The organism is Natronincola ferrireducens (assembly GCF_900100845.1).
In the GTDB taxonomy this organism is placed as follows: Bacteria; Bacillota; Clostridia; order Peptostreptococcales; family Natronincolaceae; genus Natronincola_B; species Natronincola_B ferrireducens.
This window is the reverse complement of the sequence record NZ_FNFP01000016.1, coordinates 1-15,453: the sequence shown is the minus strand read 5'-3', so window position 1 is coordinate 15,453 and position 15,453 is coordinate 1. Positions and strand designations below refer to the sequence as shown.

The 15,453-nt window shown below is 37.2% G+C and carries 14 protein-coding genes and 1 other annotated feature; all 14 genes read left to right on the top strand.

What is annotated here, in order from left to right; genetic code table 11:
- On the top strand, window positions 1–95 hold a 95-nt coding region (locus BLS22_RS14650; RefSeq protein WP_330386536.1), incomplete at its 5' end, for an EF-Tu C-terminal domain-related protein.
- A gap of 269 nt (window positions 96–364) precedes the next feature.
- The gene (gene rpmG, locus BLS22_RS14645; protein WP_070964336.1) at window positions 365–514 is read left to right on the top strand and encodes a 50S ribosomal protein L33; all 150 of its coding nucleotides are present in this window, start codon (window positions 365–367) and stop codon (window positions 512–514) included.
- Between the two features lie 31 nt (window positions 515–545).
- Entirely contained in the window at window positions 546–758 is a 213-nt protein-coding gene (gene secE / locus BLS22_RS14640; RefSeq protein WP_090555082.1) for a preprotein translocase subunit SecE, read from the top strand.
- Window positions 759–823: 65 nt separating this feature from the next.
- Window positions 824–1,354, top strand: coding sequence for a transcription termination/antitermination protein NusG (gene nusG / locus BLS22_RS14635; protein WP_090555080.1), 531 nt, complete (start codon window positions 824–826; stop codon window positions 1,352–1,354).
- A gap of 52 nt (window positions 1,355–1,406) precedes the next feature.
- The gene (rplK, locus tag BLS22_RS14630; protein WP_090555078.1) at window positions 1,407–1,832 is read left to right on the top strand and encodes a 50S ribosomal protein L11; all 426 of its coding nucleotides are present in this window, start codon (window positions 1,407–1,409) and stop codon (window positions 1,830–1,832) included.
- Window positions 1,833–1,890: 58 nt separating this feature from the next.
- Window positions 1,891–2,589 (top strand): 50S ribosomal protein L1, encoded by a 699-nt coding sequence (gene rplA / locus BLS22_RS14625; RefSeq protein WP_090555076.1) that lies wholly within the window; start codon window positions 1,891–1,893, stop codon window positions 2,587–2,589.
- Window positions 2,590–2,644: 55 nt separating this feature from the next.
- Window positions 2,645–2,811 (top strand) — a sequence feature (ribosomal protein L10 leader region).
- Between the two features lie 45 nt (window positions 2,812–2,856).
- On the top strand, window positions 2,857–3,357 hold the full coding sequence (gene rplJ / locus BLS22_RS14620) for a 50S ribosomal protein L10 (protein WP_090555074.1): 501 nt from the start codon (window positions 2,857–2,859) through the stop codon (window positions 3,355–3,357).
- A gap of 47 nt (window positions 3,358–3,404) precedes the next feature.
- Window positions 3,405–3,770: a 50S ribosomal protein L7/L12 gene (gene rplL, locus BLS22_RS14615; protein WP_090555072.1), complete on the top strand. Its 366-nt coding sequence runs from the start codon at window positions 3,405–3,407 to the stop codon at window positions 3,768–3,770.
- A gap of 439 nt (window positions 3,771–4,209) precedes the next feature.
- On the top strand, window positions 4,210–7,947 hold the full coding sequence (gene rpoB, locus BLS22_RS14610; protein WP_090555070.1) for a DNA-directed RNA polymerase subunit beta: 3,738 nt from the start codon (window positions 4,210–4,212) through the stop codon (window positions 7,945–7,947).
- Between the two features lie 68 nt (window positions 7,948–8,015).
- Window positions 8,016–11,531 (top strand): DNA-directed RNA polymerase subunit beta', encoded by a 3,516-nt coding sequence (gene rpoC, locus BLS22_RS14605; RefSeq protein WP_090555069.1) that lies wholly within the window; start codon window positions 8,016–8,018, stop codon window positions 11,529–11,531.
- Between the two features lie 192 nt (window positions 11,532–11,723).
- Window positions 11,724–11,966, top strand: a complete 243-nt coding sequence (locus tag BLS22_RS14600; RefSeq protein ID WP_090555067.1) for a ribosomal L7Ae/L30e/S12e/Gadd45 family protein — start codon at window positions 11,724–11,726, stop codon at window positions 11,964–11,966.
- Window positions 11,967–12,071: 105 nt separating this feature from the next.
- The gene (gene rpsL, locus BLS22_RS14595) at window positions 12,072–12,488 is read left to right on the top strand and encodes a 30S ribosomal protein S12 (RefSeq protein WP_090555064.1); all 417 of its coding nucleotides are present in this window, start codon (window positions 12,072–12,074) and stop codon (window positions 12,486–12,488) included.
- Window positions 12,489–12,603: 115 nt separating this feature from the next.
- Window positions 12,604–13,074: a 30S ribosomal protein S7 gene (rpsG, locus tag BLS22_RS14590; protein ID WP_090555063.1), complete on the top strand. Its 471-nt coding sequence runs from the start codon at window positions 12,604–12,606 to the stop codon at window positions 13,072–13,074.
- Window positions 13,075–13,172: 98 nt separating this feature from the next.
- Complete coding sequence (fusA, locus tag BLS22_RS14585) at window positions 13,173–15,248, top strand: elongation factor G (RefSeq protein ID WP_090555061.1); 2,076 nt, start codon at window positions 13,173–13,175, stop codon at window positions 15,246–15,248.
- Window positions 15,249–15,453: the final 205 nt, after the last annotated feature.

Sequence of the window (15,453 nt, the reverse complement as noted above, 5' to 3'; positions counted from 1 at the left end):
TTAGCCCGATTGCTACAGAAGAAGGACTAAGATTCGCTATCCGTGAAGGTGGAAGAACTGTAGGTGCTGGAGTAGTTGCTTCTATTATTGAATAAGGTTAAATGGAAAGGAAGGACTAGATTAACCTAGTCCTTCCTATAGGTAGGAAAATTCAAAGGTAAAAATCCTATTAAAATGGGCATAATGAAAATAACCAATTTTTTTCAGCTGATTTGTTGTTGTAGGTATGTTTTTTTCGTTGACATAAAAATCAAAATATGATAGATTTTATTAGGTGATGATTGTATAATGGAAGATATGTATACCTTATACTTATAAATTTATTGAAAACCTTTAAAGGTCGTGGTTTTAGGAGGTGTAACCGGTGCGTGTAAAAATCACATTAGCATGTACAGAATGCAAGCAAAGAAATTATAATACAACAAAAAACAAGAAAAACAATCCAGATCGTATGGAAATGAAGAAATATTGCAAGTTCTGCAGAAGCCATACAGCTCACAAAGAAACCAAATAAAAAACTTTGGCAAAAAGGATGTGAAGTCGAAATGACTACTCAAGCAAATACAAATGCAAAAGCCAAAAATCTTGGGAAATACTTAAGAGGTGTAAAATCTGAACTTAAAAAAGTTAATTGGCCTAATAAAGCAGAATTAAAAAATCATACAGGTGTTGTTATAGCTTCTTGTATATTGGCAACAATTGTACTATGGGCCCTAGATACCTTTTTTGGGTTTGGGTTAGGTTTAATTATTAGATAACTATAATGCTTACTAAGTTAAAAGGAGGGGAGAGTAATCTATCTACGGGTAGGTGCTCCTTATATATGTCCCAATATACGTCCCAAGAAGCAAGGTGGTATGTAGTGCATACCTATTCTGGCTATGAAAACAAGGTTAAGGTGAATATTGAGAAAATGGTCACCAATAGAGGTATGGAGGATTTTATTTTAGAAATCAAAGTACCTACTGAAGAAAAAATGGAAATAAAAAACGGCAAAAAGAAAATGAAGGAAACTAAATTGTTTCCAGGTTATGTAATGATAAAAATGATCATGACAGATGAAACTTGGTACATCGTACGAAACACCCGAGGGGTTACTGGGTTTGTTGGACCTAGCTCTAAGCCTATACCCTTAACAGATGCAGAAGTAAGATCTATGGGTGTGGAGGAAGTTCGCCGTGAAATTGGCTTGAAGGTGGGAGACACAGTTCGTGTGATTTCTGGGCCTTTTGAAAGTTTTATAGGCAAAATCGAACATGTGAACATGGAAAAAGAAACCTTCAAGGTGATGATTTCTATGTTTGGAAGAGATACGCCTGTAGAACTAGAATTTTCTCAGGTAGAACCATTGTAAAATTTTTACTGACAAATTTATTAGGTCTACAATGATAAGGAGGTGGAAACACATGGCAAAAAAAGTAGTAGGACAAATTAAATTACAAATTCCAGCGGGGAAAGCTACTCCAGCACCACCGGTTGGTCCTGCATTAGGACAGCACGGGGTTAACATTATGGGATTCTGTAAGGAGTTTAATGCAAAGACTGCTGATCAAGCTGGTTTAATTATACCAGTTATTATTTCTGTATATCAGGATAGATCCTTTACTTTCATTACTAAGACACCACCTGCTGCAGTTTTAATCAAAAAAGCAGCGGGCTTGGAAAAAGCTTCAGGAGAACCAAACAAGAAAAAGGTAGCTAAAATTTCACAAGCTAAGCTAAGAGAAATAGCTGAACTAAAAATGCCTGACTTAAATGCTAATACTGTTGAAGCTGCGATGGAAATGATTGCGGGTACAGCAAGAAGCATGGGTATTGAAGTAGAAGGCTAAAAACATGAGTGGGAGGTTTCTCTCAAACAAACCGATAATACCACAAGGAGGATTTAAAATGCCAAAAAGAGGTAAAAAATATCAAGAGGCTGTAAAGTTAATTGATAAAACAAAATTTCATGATTTAAAAGAAGCAATTGAACTAGTAAAGAAGACTGCAGTAGCTAAATTTGATGAAACTGTAGAGCTTCACGTAAAACTAGGGGTTGACTCTAGACATGCTGACCAACAGGTTAGAGGCGCTGTTGTATTACCCCATGGTACAGGTAAAGATGTAAAAGTACTTGTATTTGCTAAGGGTGAAAAAGCCACTGAAGCAGAAAAAGCTGGTGCTGATTATGTAGGTGGCGATGAATTAGTAGCAAAAATCCAAGGTGAAAACTGGTTTGATTTTGATGTAGTTGTTGCTACACCTGACATGATGGGTGTGGTAGGTAGATTAGGTAGAGTGTTAGGACCTAAGGGACTAATGCCGAATCCAAAATCTGGAACGGTTACCTTTGATTTAGAGAGAGCAGTTAAGGAAATCAAAGCTGGTAAAGTTGAGTACAGATTAGATAAGACCAATATTATCCACGTGCCAATTGGAAAAGTTTCCTTTGATGAAGAAAAATTATTTGACAACTTAAAAGCTATATTAGGTGCTATTGTTAAAGCTAAGCCAGCTGCTGCAAAAGGTCAATATTTAAAAAGTATTGCCCTAACCAGTACAATGGGACCTAGCATTAAAATAAGCCCTAATAAGGTTACTGAATAAATTTTAATAAATAGCTTGACATAAATGCAATACATTGATAGAATTATATACGTTGTTAAAAACGAATATTTTGCCGTAGACAGTAGGTGCACTGCTTAATATCCTACCGAGGTTTTGTATAAATGAAGCTATCTACCATTAGTAAATTCTAATGGGAGATTTAAGACTTTAAGATGACAAAGACCTCTATGTCTAACGACAAAGAGGTCTTTTATAATATCGGAAGAGGATGTAGTGCTTATAAATACAAAGGAGGTGGAAGTTCGAATGTCAAAAGCTGTTGAAACAAAAAAAGGAATTGTAGCTGAAATCACTGAAAAGCTTCAAAATTCTACAGCGGCAGTTGTAGTTGATTACAGAGGCTTAAAGGTAGAAGAGGTTACTGAGTTAAGAAGAAAGTTCAGAGAAGCTGGTGTTGAATATAAGGTATACAAAAACACCCTAATGAAAAGAGCCGCTGAAAACGCTGGTATGACAGATTTAGTAGAAAGTTTAGTAGGACCAAATGCTGTTGCATTTAGTTACGACGATCCTGTAGCTCCAGCAAGAATAGCCAGCGACTTCGCGAAAGCCCATAAAAACTTAGAGTTAAGAGTAGGTATTGTTGAAGGGGCCTTCTACAATGAAGATAAATTAAAAGAGCTTGCTGATGTACCATCAAGAGAAGTGCTTATTGCAAAACTTCTTGGCAGCTTAAAAGCTCCTGTATCCAATTTTGCTTACTTAATTCAAGCAATTGCGGATCAAAAAGCGGGAGAAGAAGCATAAATTAATCATTAAAAAATATTTAATAAAAAAATTCGGAGGTGCTTATAATGACAATCGAACAAATCTTAGAAGCGATTGAAAATATGAAGGTGTTAGAATTAAACGAGTTAGTAAAAGCAGCAGAAGAAAAATTTGGTGTATCAGCAGCTGCTCCAGTAGTAGTAGGTGGCGCAGTAGCAGGTGGTGCAGCAGAAGAAGAACAAACTGAATTTGATGTAATCTTAACAAGTGCTGGTGCATCTAAAATTGGTGTAATTAAAGTAGTAAGAGAAATTACTGGCTTAGGATTAAAAGAAGCTAAAGAATTAGTAGACAATGCTCCAAAACCACTTAAAGAAGGTATTGAAAAAGAAGAAGCTGAAGCAATTAAAGCTAAATTAGAAGAAGCTGGTGCGGTAGTAGAAGTTAAATAGTTCTATTAAATTACAAGCAATAAATAAATGAAAGGGACTTCTTCAATAGAAGTACCCTTTTATATATTTATTCTTTCTCCTTGTAAGCAAAAAAAGATTGAGGTTGAGATTAAGGTTAGGGGGAATCTCTAGATGCACTTCAACCTTGATTTTAATCTTGATCTTAATCTTCGCTGAAGAAATCCTGTCTTTTAAAACCCTTAAGAAAAAATAGCACAAGAAAATGTTGACAAATTTTAAAATGTTATGATAAAATTGTATATTGCAGTAATGTATTTAATTGTAAATATTGTATAAAAACATGGATGAATGTCAATAGTATTATATAGCGAAATGTTAAAAAAAGTCAAAATTAATTTTGTTTTGGCTTTAATGATAAAATTATTTTTTGGAAATTATTTTCTATGTTTTTACTTTATAACGAGGAGTGAATATTAATATGCCACATCCTGTCGAAGTTGGTAAGAAAGTTAGAATGAGCTACTCGCGGATCGATGAAGTTATCGATATGCCTAATCTCATTGAACTTCAAAAAGAATCCTATCAATGGTTTTTGGAAGAGGGTCTTAAAGAAGTATTCAACGACGTCTCCCCAATAGAAGACTATACTGGAAATTTAATCCTTGAATTTGTCGACTATTCCTTGGACGAGAACACAAAATACGATGTAGAAGAGTCAAAGGAGCGAGATGTTACTTATTCAGCCCCATTAAAGGTTAAAGTTCGGCTTATTAACAAGGAAACTGGAGAAGTGAAGGAACAGGAAGTGTTCATGGGGGATTTCCCTATCATGACAGATACTGGAACCTTTATTATTAATGGTGCTGAAAGAGTTATTGTCAGTCAGATGGTAAGGTCTCCTGGTGTATATTACAACAGGGAGTTTGACAAAACTGGAAAAAAACTCTTTTCTTCTACAGTTATTCCCAACAGAGGTGCTTGGTTAGAGTATGAAACAGATTCCAATGATGTTGTTTCTGTAAGAATAGACCGTACTCGTAAACAGCCTATTACAGTTCTATTAAGGGCGTTGGGTTATAGTAGTGATCAGCAAATAAAAGATTTGTTAGGTGAAGACGAAAGACTTCTAGCTACGTTAGAAAAAGATAACACTAAAAATACTGATGAAGGCTTGCTAGAAATTTACAAACGATTGAGACCAGGTGAACCGCCAACTGTAGAAAGTGCTACATCTCTACTGAATTCTTTATTTTTTGATCCTAAGAGATATGACTTAGCAAAGGTAGGTAGATACAAATTAAACAAAAAACTATCCTTAGCCAATAGAATTATCCATAAAAAGGCTGCTGAAAACATAGCAGATCCTAATACAGGAGAAATTATAATAGAGGAAGGACAGAAAATCGATAGAGAAACATCTTTAATGATTCAAAATGCAGGGATTAATGCAATAAATATTTACTCAGAAGATCAACATGTTGTACGGGTTCTAGGAAATCATTTTGTAGATATCAAGCACCATGTTAATTTTAATATAGATGATCTTAAAATTAAGGAAAAAGTATACTATCCTTTATTAAAAGAGATTTTAGATAGCTTTGAAACTGAAGAAGAAATCAGAGAAGCTATCAAAGAAAAAAGAAAAGAATTAGTACCTAAACATGTAATTATTGCAGATATTATTGCATCTATTAACTATGTTTTTAATTTAGCCCATGATGTTGGCAATATTGATGACATAGATCACCTAGGGAATAGACGACTTCGTTCAGTTGGTGAATTGCTACAAAATCAATTTAGAATTGGTTTATCTAGGATGGAGAGAGTGGTAAAGGAAAGGATGACGATTCAAGATGTTGAATTGGTTACCCCTCAAGCTTTAATTAACATTCGTCCTGTAGCAGCTTCTATAAAGGAATTCTTTGGAAGCTCTCAACTATCCCAGTTTATGGATCAAACCAATCCATTGGCTGAACTAACCCATAAAAGAAGACTTTCAGCTCTAGGACCAGGGGGACTTTCAAGAGAAAGAGCAGGTTTTGAGGTCAGGGACGTTCATCATTCCCATTATGGAAGAATATGCCCTATAGAAACCCCTGAAGGACCTAATATTGGACTTATTAACTCTTTAAGTACATACGCAAGGGTAAATGAGTATGGATTTATTGAGGCACCCTATAGAAAGATAGATAGAAAAAGAATGGTTGTTACCAGCGATATAGAATACTTGACAGCCGATGAAGAAGATTTATTTATCATTGCACAGGCGAATGAACCTTTAGATGAAGAAGGGTATTTCGTTAATAAAAGAGTAACTGTAAGAACACGATTTGGTGGTATCGATGTAGTACCCTATGCAGAAGTGGATTATATGGATGTATCCCCAAAACAAGTGGTTTCTGTAGCTACAGCAATGATACCCTTCTTGGAAAATGATGATGCCAACCGAGCTTTGATGGGATCTAACATGCAACGTCAGGCAGTTCCTTTAATGATTACTGATGCACCTATTATCGGTACTGGAATGGAATACAAGGCAGCTAAAGATTCTGGTGTTGTTATTGTAGCTAAAAATTCCGGTGTTGTAGATAGAATTTCTGCCAATGAAATTGTCATAAAAAGAGAAGATGGTCAAAAAGATAGATACAAACTATTGAAGTTTAGAAGATCTAACCAAGGAACCTGTATCAACCAGCGTCCTATTGTTAGCAAGGGAGACATTGTTGAGGCTGGAGATGTTATTGGTGATGGCCCATCTACCCAACAAGGTGAAATAGCATTAGGTAGAAATTGCTTGATTGGCTTTATGACTTGGGAAGGCTACAATTATGAGGATGCTATTCTAATCAACGAGAAACTAGTAGAAGAAGATGCTCTAACTTCTATTCACATTGAAGAGTATGAGGCAGATGCTAGAGATACAAAACTTGGCCCAGAAGAGATAACCCGTGACATTCCAAATGTTGGAGAAGAGGCCCTAAAGGACTTAGATGAAAGGGGTATTATTCGAGTAGGGGCTGAAGTGCAATCGGGAGATATTTTAGTTGGTAAAGTAACACCAAAGGGCGAGACAGAGCTGACGGCAGAAGAAAGATTATTAAGAGCCATCTTTGGAGAAAAAGCAAGAGAGGTTAGGGATACCTCCTTGAAGGTCCCCCATGGGGAATCTGGAATTATTGTAGACATCAAAGTATTCACCCGTGAAAATGGCGATGAACTACCTCCAGGGGTCAATGAATTAGTAAGAGTGTATATAGCAAAAAAGAGAAAAATTAATGTAGGGGATAAAATGGCGGGCCGACATGGAAATAAAGGGGTTATCTCTAGAGTACTACCCCAAGAAGATATGCCATTTTTAGCTGATGGAACCCCGCTAGAAATTGTATTAAATCCATTGGGAGTACCTTCCCGTATGAATATTGGTCAGGTATTGGAAATCCATCTAGGCCTTGCTGCAAAAAGCCTAGGTTGGAAGGTGGCTACACCAGTATTTGATGGTGCCAATGAAAATGATATTATGGATGCTTTAGAAGATGCTGGTTATCCAAGGAGTGGAAAATTAACCCTCTATGATGGAAGAACTGGAGACGCTTTTGATAATCCAGTAACGGTTGGATATATGTATATGTTAAAGCTACATCACTTAGTTGATGACAAAATCCATGCTAGAAGTACTGGACCTTACTCCCTTGTTACTCAACAGCCTTTAGGTGGAAAAGCACAATTTGGTGGACAGCGTTTTGGAGAAATGGAGGTTTGGGCTCTAGAAGCCTATGGTGCTGCCCATACATTACAGGAAATACTTACAGTAAAATCTGATGATGTGGTGGGTCGTGTAAAAACCTATGAATGTATCGTCAAAGGAGAAAATATCCCAGAACCTGGGGTGCCAGAATCCTTTAAGGTTCTTATCAAGGAACTTCAAAGCTTATGTTTAAATGTAAAGGTATTATTGGAGGAGGACAAGGAAATAGAAATTAAGGAATCCATCGAGGATGATGGTGGAGAACTGGGTATTGAACATGGAGACTTCCCATATCTTTCAGATGAACAAGAGCCGAACGGTGATACAATTGAAGTAGAAGATGCAGAAGTTGAAGAAGAAATAGAGTTAGATGAAGATTATATCATTGATGATGAGGACACCCTAAGGAAAGCAGGATTTAAAGACGAATATTTAGATGATGATTATGATGATGGATATGACGATAAATAGGACAATTAAATAGAGTAATTTTTAAATGAGTTATAGTTATAAGACTATAGAGAAGGGAGAGAGACTCCTTGTACGAATTAAATAATTTTGAATCTATAAAAATTTCTTTGGCATCTCCAGAAAAAATTAGGCAGTGGTCAAAAGGAGAAGTAAAAAAACCAGAAACCATCAACTATAGAACACTAAAGCCTGAAAAGGAAGGATTATTTTGCGAAAAGATATTTGGTCCTACTAAAGACTGGGAATGTCATTGTGGCAAATATAAAAGGGTCCGATATAAAGGGGTTGTATGTGATCGTTGTGGTGTTGAAGTAACAAAATCAAAGGTTAGAAGGGAACGGATGGGGCATATTGAGTTAGCGGCCCCAGTATCCCATATTTGGTACTTCAAAGGTATCCCTAGTAGAATGGGATTACTATTGGATATGTCTCCGAGGTCGCTAGAAAAAGTTTTATATTTTGCAGCTTATATTGTTATTGAGCCAGGCGAAACACCTTTAACAGAAAGACAAATTTTAACAGAAAAAGAGTATAGTGAAAATATCGAAAAATATGGTACTGCATTCAAAGCTGCTATGGGGGCAGAAGCCATTAAAGAAATACTATCTAGAATCAATATGGATGAACTAGGAAAAGAATTAAAGCATAAACTCAAAGAAAGTACTGGGCAAAAAAGAGTTCGAACTATTAGAAGACTAGAGGTGGTAGAAGCCTTTAGACAATCAGGAAATAAGCCTGAATGGATGATTCTAGATGTTGTCCCTGTTATACCACCAGATCTAAGACCAATGGTACAGCTGGATGGTGGTAGGTTTGCAACCTCGGACTTAAATGATTTATATAGAAGAGTAATCAATCGTAATAATCGACTTAAAAGACTTTTAGACTTGGGAGCCCCTGACATTATCGTTAGAAACGAAAAAAGGATGTTACAGGAGGCGGTAGATGCATTAATTGATAATGGAAGAAGAGGCAAGCCTGTAACAGGCCCGGGTAATAGGCCCCTAAAATCTCTTTCTGACATGCTGAAAGGAAAACAAGGGCGTTTTCGACAAAACCTTTTAGGAAAACGTGTGGATTACTCTGGGCGTTCAGTTATCGTTGTTGGTCCGGAATTGAAATTTTATCAATGTGGTTTACCTAAAAAGATGGCATTAGAGTTATTTAAGCCCTTTGTTATGAAGAAATTAGTAGAAAACAATTTTGCCCATAACATAAAAAGTGCCAAACGTATGGTAGAAAAGGTAAAGCCAGAGGTTTGGGACGTATTAGAGGATGTTATCAAGGAGCATCCGGTTCTTCTGAATAGAGCCCCCACCCTCCATAGATTAGGGATTCAAGCCTTTGAACCAATTTTGGTGGAAGGAAAGGCTATCAAGCTTCATCCACTGGTATGTACAGCCTATAATGCTGACTTCGACGGAGATCAAATGGCGGTCCATGTTCCCTTATCTGTAGAAGCTCAAGCAGAGGCAAGGTTTTTAATGCTATCTCCTAATAATATATTGGCACCAAAGGATGGTCAGCCTATTACGACACCAACCCAGGATATGATATTAGGTAGTTACTACTTAACCATTGAAGTGGAAGGTGTTAAGGGAGAAGGCATGATTTTTAAGGATTTTGAAGAAATGCTTATGGCCTATGAAACCGGTGTGGTTGACCTTCATGCTAGAGTAAAGGTTAGAACAAAGTTAGATGCAAATGATACTGGAAAACTAATTGAAAGTACTGTTGGAAGGTTTATCTTCAACGAAAAAATCCCTCAAAACCTAGGTTTTGTTGATCGTACAAAGGATCTATACTCCCTAGAAGTTGATTTCCTTTGTGATAAAAAAGCTTTGGGCAAGGTAATTGATAAATGCTTTAGAAAGCATGGCAACACAATTACATCTATTATGCTGGATTACATTAAGGAAATGGGCTTCAAATATTCAACTAGAGGCGCTATCACCATAGCTGTTACAGATATGGATGTACCTGCTGAAAAACCTGAGTTGATTTCTAAAGCCGAGGAACAAGTAGATAAATACGAAAAAGCCTACAGAAGAGGACTTATCTCCGATGAGGAAAGATATGAAAAAGTAATTGAAACCTGGACAGAAACAACTGAAAAGGTTACAGATGCTCTGATGGCAGGATTGGATAGACTTAATAATGTCTTTATTATGGCTCATTCAGGAGCTAGAGGCAGTAAGAACCAAATTCGTCAGTTAGGCGGTATGAGGGGATTAATGGCTAATGCTACAGGTCATACTGTAGAGATGCCTATTAAATCTAACTTCCGTGAGGGACTGACAGTACTAGAATACTTTATTTCTACCCATGGTGCCAGAAAAGGGCTGGCGGATACAGCTCTTAGAACCGCCGACTCTGGATACTTAACAAGACGTCTTGTTGATGTCAGTCAAGATGTTATTATTCGGGAGATAGACTGTGGTACAGAAGAAGGAATTGTAGCAGCTGCCTTTAGGGATGGTAATGAAATCCTTGAAGAACTATATGACCGATTAGTGGGTAGACATGCACTAGAGGATATCCTTCATCCTGAAACAGGGGAAGTTATAGTTACTAAAAATGCCATGATACTAGAAGATGATGCAGAGAAAATTGTTGCATTAGGGATAGAGAAAGTAAAAATTCGTGCGGCATTAAATTGTAAAACCAAGCACGGGGTATGTGCAACCTGTTACGGCAGAAACCTTGCTACAGGAGGTGTCGTGCAAGTAGGGGAGGCAGTAGGTATTATCGCTGCTCAATCTATAGGGGAGCCTGGAACACAGCTTACCATGAGAACCTTCCATACTGGAGGTGTTGCAGGTGCCGACATTACTCAAGGTTTGCCGAGGGTTGAGGAATTATTCGAAGCTAGAAAACCTAAGGGTCTTGCCATCATTAGTGAGATTGATGGTACTGTTGAAATCGTTGAATCTAGAAAGAAAAGAGAAGTTGTCGTTAGAAATGGCAGCGAGGAAAAACGTTACGAAATCCCCTATAGCTCTAGAATAAAGGTAAAGCAGGGGCAAGAAATAGAAGCTGGAGATGAAATCACCCAAGGTTCGGTTAACCCCCATGATATTCTAAGGATTAAGGGTGTAGAGGGTGTAGAAAATTACATTATTAAAGAGGTACAAAGGGTATATCGTCTGCAGGGCGTTGATATTAATGATAAACACGTTGAGGTTATCGTCCGACAGATGTTAAGCAAGGCAAAGGTGGAAGACCCTGGTGATACACACTTCTTGCCTGGTGCATTAGAAAGTCTCCATGTTTTAAAAGAAGTAAACGACAAGATGCGTGCAGAAGGTAAAGCAGAGGCCGTATACAATGAAACACTATTAGGTATTACAAAGGCTTCCTTAGCTACAGAATCCTTCTTATCAGCAGCATCCTTCCAAGAAACAACCAGGGTGTTGACAGAAGCAGCTATCAAGGGTAAAGAAGACTTTTTAATTGGGTTAAAGGAAAATGTAATTATTGGTAAGTTAATTCCTGCTGGAACGGGGATGAAGCGATATAAAAATATTGCATTAAACACAGAGGAAGAAATACTAGAAAATGAAGAAAAACAGGATTTAGAATAGAAAAAAACCATTCTAAATCATAAAGAGCCTTAACAAATAAGTAGTTGACACCCTTATTAACAAGTGTTAGAATATTAAAGTGTGTTAACAACACTGTTACATTAGACAAAATATTGATTGGCAAAATAAAAGTGGACTTTTGACTGGGAGATTTTATAATCTCCCAGAACCTTAAAAAAGGAGGAAACTTTTATGTTAGATTCTTTACAGCAAGAGAACAAAGCCATTGGCATCAAACAAACTAACAAGGCGTTAAATCAAGATAAGGTAAAAATCCTTTACTTAGCACAGGATGCCGATACGCATCTAGTAGAGAGATTAGTGGATATTGCCAACAAAAAAAATATAGAAATCATTTATGTTGATTCTATGAAAAAGTTAGGCAAGGCCTGTGGTATTGATGTTAGTGCAGCAGCTGCAGCAACATTAAAGTAAGGAATTATTTATACTAACTTAGGCAAAAACGTTTTATCATGCATAGTTGCATTAGATAAATGTTTTTCTATGTTGAAAGCTTTTTACTGGAAGGAGGTGCAATGGATGCCAACAATTAGCCAATTAGTGCGCAAAGGTAGAAAAGAAATTGAAGAAAAATCAAACGCTCCTGCGCTACAAAAAGGATTTAACTCCCTTAGAAGAGTAGCTACAGACAAAAGCTCTCCACAAAAAAGAGGAGTATGTACTTCTGTTAAAACTGTTACACCTAAAAAACCTAACTCTGCTTTAAGAAAGGTAGCTAGGGTAAGACTTACAAATGGTATCGAAGTAACAGCGTATATTCCAGGAATTGGTCACAACCTACAAGAACACAGCGTTGTTTTAATCAGAGGTGGAAGGGTTAAAGACTTACCAGGGGTTAGATACCACATTGTTAGAGGAACACTAGATACAGCAGGTGTAGCTAACAGAATGCAATCAAGATCTAAATACGGTGCCAAGAGACCTAAGAAAAAATAGAGGACGTCGGAGCGATTATGCATATATAATAAAGCATTAAGAACGCACGACGACAATCTCAATAATGGTTGTCGAGTACCGATGAACAATTTTATTCATTGAGGAGGGAAGCAAAGTGCCAAGAAAAGGTAATGTACCCAAAAGAGAAGTGTTGCCAGATCCTATGTATGGCAGCAAAGTTGTTACAAAATTAATCAATGGTATTATGTTAGATGGTAAAAAAGGAACAGCTCAAAGAATTGTTTATGATGCCTTTGATTTAATAAAGGAAAGAACTGGTGAAGAACCATTAGAAGTTTTTGAAAAAGCTATGAACAACATCATGCCTGTTTTAGAAGTAAAAGCTCGTCGGGTTGGTGGAGCTAACTATCAAGTTCCAATAGAAGTAAGGCCTGAAAGAAGAGAAACTCTAGGTATTAGATGGTTAGTATCTTACACCAGAAAACGTGGGGAAAAAGGTATGGATGAAAGATTAGCTAAAGAACTTATGGATGCTGCTAATAACACTGGAGCATCTGTTAAGAAGAGAGAAGATACACATAAAATGGCGGAAGCAAACAAAGCATTTGCACATTACAGATGGTAAAAAAATGTTTAATATAGTAGTTTTTGGATATGCTAAAGTATATTAGTTGCCATAAAACACTGTAAAATGTTTTCGTTTCCTATGGAAGGAGGATCACAGTGACAAGGCAGTTTCCACTAGAAAAAATAAGAAATATTGGCATTATGGCTCATATTGATGCCGGTAAAACAACAACTACAGAAAGAATATTGTTTTACGCAGGTAGAATAAGAAAATTAGGTGAAACCCATGAGGGTGCTTCCCAAATGGACTGGATGGAACAGGAGAAGGAAAGAGGTATTACTATTACTTCTGCTGCTACTACTTGCGAATGGAAGGATCACAGAGTAAACATTATAGACACACCAGGACACGTGGACTTCACTGTTGAAGTTGAAAGGTCCTTGAGAGTTCTTGATGGTTCTGTGGCTGTATTCTGTGCTAAGGGTGGGGTTGAACCTCAGTCCGAAACTGTTTGGAGACAAGCAGATAAATACAAAGTACCAAGAATGGCTTTCATCAATAAAATGGACATTTTAGGTGCTGATTTCTTTCAAGCGTTAAAAATGATGAAGGAAAGATTAGGGGCCAATGCAATACCTCTACAATTACCAATCGGTGCCGAAGACAAGTTCCAAGGTATGGTTGACCTGATCAAAATGAACGCTGTAATCTACAAGGATGATCTTGGTCAAGATTTTGAAATAACAGCTATTCCTGAAGATATGATAGATGTTGCTAATGAATATAGAGAAATCTTAGTAGAAGCAGTAGCTGAAACCGATGAAGAACTAATGATGCGTTATTTAGAAGGTGAAGAATTAACAGAAGAAGAAATCGTAGCAGGTATTAGAAGAGGTACAATCGCTACCCAAATGACACCTGTACTATGTGGTTCTTCCTATAAAAACAAAGGGGTACAACGTCTAATCGATGCTATTGTAGCCTATATGCCTTCACCATTAGACATTCCTGCTATTAAAGGTGTATCTGGCGATACAGATGAAGAAGTAGAAAGACATGCAGATGACAACGAACCATTTGCAGCTTTAGCCTTCAAAATCATGGCGGACCCTTATGTAGGAAAGCTTGCTTTCTTTCGGGTGTATTCGGGAAAGATTGAATCTGGTTCTTATGTCTTAAACTCTACAAAGAACAAAAGAGAAAGAATCGGACGTATTCTACAAATGCATGCCAACACAAGGGAAGAGCTCACAGAGGTTTACGCTGGAGATATCGCTGCAGCTGTAGGATTAAAGGATACAACAACAGGAGATACCTTATGTGATCCTAATAGCATAGTTATTCTAGAGTCTATGGAATTCCCTGAACCTGTTATTTCTGTAGCTATTGAGCCTAAAACCAAGGCTGGGCAAGAAAAAATGGGTGTGGCTCTACAAAAACTTGCTGAAGAGGATCCAACCTTCAAAACCTATACCGATGAAGAGACAGGTCAAACCATCATCGCTGGTATGGGAGAGCTTCACCTAGAAATCATCGTAGATAGAATGCTTAGAGAGTTCAAGGTAGAAGCTAATGTCGGTAGACCTCAGGTTGCATATAAAGAAACCATTACTCAATCTGTAGAGGTTGAATCCAAATACGCCCGTCAATCTGGAGGTCGTGGACAATACGGACATGTTAAAATTCGTATGTTCCCTCAGGAACCGGGACAAGGTTATGTATTTGACAACAAAATTGTTGGTGGTACTATACCAAAGGAATACATTCCTGCAGTTGATGGTGGTATTCAAGAGGCCATGAAAAATGGTGTAATGGCTGGTTATGAGGTTGTTGACTTCAGAGTAGAATTATATGATGGTTCCTACCATGAGGTTGACTCTTCTGAAATGGCCTTTAAAATTGCTGGCTCAATGGCCTTTAAAGAAGGTATGAAGAAGGGTAAACCTGCACTACTTGAGCCATATATGAGGGTAGAAGTAGTAACTCCTGAAGAATATATGGGAGATGTTATGGGTGACCTAAACTCAAGACGTGGTAAAATTGAAGGTATGGAGCCAAGAACCGGTGGAGTACAGGTAATCAGATGTCATGTACCATTATCTGAAATGTTTGGATATGCTACTGATCTGCGTTCTAAATCTCAAGGACGAGCTAACTACTCTATGCATTTTAGTCATTATGAGCAAGTACCAACAAGTATTGCTGAGAAAATAATGGCTGGCAAAGAATAAATAAAATTGGATAGTAGGCCATCAAAGGGTGACTACTATCCAAAACTCTATTAATAAATGTATATAGTTTCATACTATATTGTAAGTTTCTACTTAACATTTTTAAAACGAGGAGGAATAAAAAATGGCAAAAACAAAATTTGAAAGAAATAAACCCCATGTAAACATAGGAACAATAGGACACGTTGACCATGGTAAAACAACA

Excerpts from the sequence above, each read along its gene's own strand:
- rplK (WP_090555078.1), top strand. The coding sequence starts at position 1,407 with ATGGCAAAAAAAGTAGTAGGACAAATTAAATTACAAATTCCAGCGGGG.
- rplJ (WP_090555074.1), top strand. The coding sequence starts at position 2,857 with ATGTCAAAAGCTGTTGAAACAAAAAAAGGAATTGTAGCTGAAATCACT.
- rplL (WP_090555072.1), top strand. The coding sequence starts at position 3,405 with ATGACAATCGAACAAATCTTAGAAGCGATTGAAAATATGAAGGTGTTA.
- secE (WP_090555082.1), top strand. The coding sequence starts at position 546 with ATGACTACTCAAGCAAATACAAATGCAAAAGCCAAAAATCTTGGGAAA.
- rplA (WP_090555076.1), top strand. The coding sequence starts at position 1,891 with ATGCCAAAAAGAGGTAAAAAATATCAAGAGGCTGTAAAGTTAATTGAT.
- rpoB (WP_090555070.1), top strand. The coding sequence starts at position 4,210 with ATGCCACATCCTGTCGAAGTTGGTAAGAAAGTTAGAATGAGCTACTCG.
- nusG (WP_090555080.1), top strand. The coding sequence starts at position 824 with ATGTCCCAATATACGTCCCAAGAAGCAAGGTGGTATGTAGTGCATACC.
- rpsL (WP_090555064.1), top strand. The coding sequence starts at position 12,072 with ATGCCAACAATTAGCCAATTAGTGCGCAAAGGTAGAAAAGAAATTGAA.
- BLS22_RS14600 (WP_090555067.1), top strand. The coding sequence starts at position 11,724 with ATGTTAGATTCTTTACAGCAAGAGAACAAAGCCATTGGCATCAAACAA.